At 59.6% G+C, this 3,003-nt stretch carries 2 protein-coding genes; one reads left to right on the forward strand and one right to left on the reverse strand.

The annotated features are described in order from the left end of the window. Positions 1-385: hypothetical protein (locus V6C07_RS09495; protein ID WP_333536190.1), on the reverse strand; the 385-nt coding region annotated here is incomplete at its 3' end. Positions 386-696: 311 nt separating this feature from the next. On the opposite strand from V6C07_RS09495, the gene topA reads away from it, so the two are divergent. Next, entirely contained in the window at positions 697-2,943 is a 2,247-nt protein-coding gene (gene topA, locus V6C07_RS09500; RefSeq protein WP_333536191.1) for a type I DNA topoisomerase, read from the forward strand. Positions 2,944-3,003 lie beyond the last annotated feature (60 nt).

Consider the following 3,003-nt stretch of genomic DNA (forward strand, 5'->3'; position numbering starts at 1 on the left):
TGCGCGAACCAAGGGGGGTTACTTCGTCCACGGCAACACGCAGCAGCAGGTCAGACCCCTTGGCCGAGTCTGCGGGTACAAGTTCCCGTTCACTTTGCAGATAGGCTGTAAGCATTGACTGAAGGTCGGCATTGAATGTGGCGCTGCCGCCGCTCACGTCCACAAAGACGCTTTGCCCGGGGCTTGCCTTGATGACGGGCAAGGGGCCGGGCTTGGCTTCGGCCTGGTTGGAACGCGGATCAGCGGGAGAACCGGGCGGAAAATCCGAAGTTTCCGGAGTGTCCGGGCCGGCGTTATGACGCGATGAGCAACCAGCAGCCAGCAGGCACAGCATGGTCAGGCAGATTGCTGCCGCAAAACGGTATGGTATTGGACATATGCGCATATATCCCTCATTTTGACTGGAAATTACTATGATGCTACCGCAAATGGCACGGCCCTGTCCAGTTGGGCATGTCGTGCTGTCATGCTTGTGGAAGTGACGTTTCATCTGCCCAATAATCCAATATATTTTTCTTCTGCGCCCGTCAGTCTGCCATGCGTTGCCCAGGGCTTTTTTTGCTCTCGCAGATCTTGGGCAGCAGCCCCGGCTTCGTGACCCGCACTTGACGCCTTTGGGTTTTATCGTATCTTGCCGTTACATAAAGGGCGCGCAGGAAAGTTTTTGGCGCAGCCGGAAAGCCAGTTGAGGGCAGCATGGGCAAACAGTTGATAATAGTGGAATCACCGGCCAAGGTTAAGACCATCAAGAAATTTCTTGGACCGGCATATATGGTGCAGGCCAGTGTGGGCCATGTGCGCGATTTGCCCGCCAAGACGCTTGGCGTGGATGAAGAACATGACTTCGCGCCCCATTATGAAGTTATAGAAAACAAAAAAAATGTGGTCAGCGACCTGCGCGCGGCCGCATCCAAGGCCGAGACAGTATATCTGGCCCCTGACCCCGACCGCGAAGGCGAGGCCATTGCCTGGCATGTGGCCGAGCTTATCCGCGATAAGGCAAAGGATATCAAGCGCATCCAGTTCAACGAAATTACGGCCAAGGCTGTCAAGGAAGCGTTGGCGCACCCGCGTGAACTCAACGCCGATCTTTTTGACGCCCAGCAGGCCCGTCGCATTCTGGACCGGCTGGTGGGCTACAAGATTTCACCCCTGCTGTGGAAAACCATCAAGCGTGGCATATCCGCAGGCCGGGTGCAGTCCGTGGCTCTGCGCCTTATTGTGGAGCGCGAGGAAGAGCGCGAGGTTTTCAAACCTGAAGAATACTGGCTGTTCAAGGCCCTGCTCTCGGGCGAGGTTCCGCCTCCATTTAAGGCCGATCTGGTCAAGGTCAACGGCAAAAAGGCCGTTATCGGCAATGCCCGGGAGGCGCAGGCCCTTGAGGACGCCCTCAGGGGACAGCCCTTTGTGGTGGAAAACGTGGAGCAGAAGGAGCGCGAGCGCGCCCCGCAGCCGCCCTTCATTACCTCCACGTTGCAGCAGGCGGCCAACCAGCGCCTTTCCTATTCGGCCAAGCGCACCATGAATATTGCCCAGCGCCTCTACGAAGGCGTGGAACTGGGAGATCGCGGTCTTACCGCCCTCATCACCTATATGCGTACGGACTCCACGCGCATTGCCGACGAGGCCCGGGACGCGGCCAAGAAATTTATTGCTGAACACTTCGGCAAGGACTATCTGCCCAAGCGCGCCCGCGTGTACAAGACCAAAGGCAGCGCGCAGGACGCCCACGAAGCCGTACGGCCCGTGGACGTGTCCATCACGCCCGATGAGGTCAAGCAGCATCTGCCCCCTGACCAGTATAATCTTTACCGGCTTATCTGGTCGCGTTTTGTGGCTTCGCAGATGGCCGGAGCGCGCTTTCACGACACCACGGTCACCATTGCCTGCGCCCACAGCCAGTGGCGCGCCAAGGGCGAGCGCCTGCTTTTCCCCGGCTTTATGGCGGCCCTGCCCCGCGCCGGAGAGGATGCCGATTCCGAACTGCCGCCCGTAGAGGTGGGGCAGACCCTCAAGCTGGAAAAGATGGACAAGGAGCAAAAGTTCACCCAACCCCCGCCACGCTACAGCGAAGCCAGCCTTGTGCGCGAGCTTGAAGAGCGCGGCATCGGGCGTCCCTCCACCTATGCGGCCATTATTTCCACCTTGCAGGACAGGGAGTATGTGAGCCTGACCGAAAGGCACTTTGTGCCTACCGACCTCGGCCGTGTGGTCTGCGGCCAACTCACCGAGCATTTTTCGCGCCTGATGGACGTGGGCTTTACAGCCCAGATGGAAGAAGGGCTGGACAAGGTGGCCGAAGGCAAGGAGCACTGGGTGGAGCTTTTGCGCGCCTTTGCCGAGGACTTCAATCCTACCCTCATGGCCGCCGCCAAAAACATGCAGAGCGTCAAGGGCGGCATTCCTGCCGATCTTGCCTGCCCGGAATGCGGCAAACCGCTCATGATCAAGTTCGGCAAGGCTGGCGCGTTTTTGGCCTGTTCCGGCTATCCCGATTGCAACTTCACCAGCAATTTCTCGCGCAACGAGGAGGGCAAGGTGGAGGCCGTGGCCGCCGAGAAACCCCAGTATGAAAAGGTGGGGCAGTGTCCCAAGTGCGGACGTGACCTTGTGATCAAGAAAGCCCGCACGGGCAGCAGCTTTATCGCCTGCACGGGCTACCCCGAGTGCAAGCATGCGGCCCCGCTGTCCACGGGCGTGCCCTGCCCGCGCTGCGAGAAGGGCCAACTGGTGGAAAAAAGCACCAAGCGCGGCAAGATATTTTACTCCTGCGACCCGTACCCGCAGTGCGACCTCGCCCTGTGGGACAGGCCCGTGCCCGGCCCCTGTCCGCGTTGCGGCTCCCCGTATCTGGTGGAAAAAAAGAGCCGCGACGGCCTGAAGGTCATTTGCCCCGTCAAGGGCTGCGGCTACGTGAAGGAGGAAGGTCATGAACAGGAATGACGAACCTGGCGACACGCCCGGCATGGGCAGCACTGTGGAAACCGGCTCCACCGAGGCGGA

Source organism: Desulfovibrio sp. 1214_IL3152, assembly GCF_036763055.1.
Taxonomy (GTDB): Bacteria; Desulfobacterota; Desulfovibrionia; order Desulfovibrionales; family Desulfovibrionaceae; genus Desulfovibrio.

Bases quoted from the DNA above. Each gene is read 5' to 3' on its own strand.
- topA (WP_333536191.1), top strand. From the start codon at position 697: ATGGGCAAACAGTTGATAATAGTGGAATCACCGGCCAAGGTTAAGACC.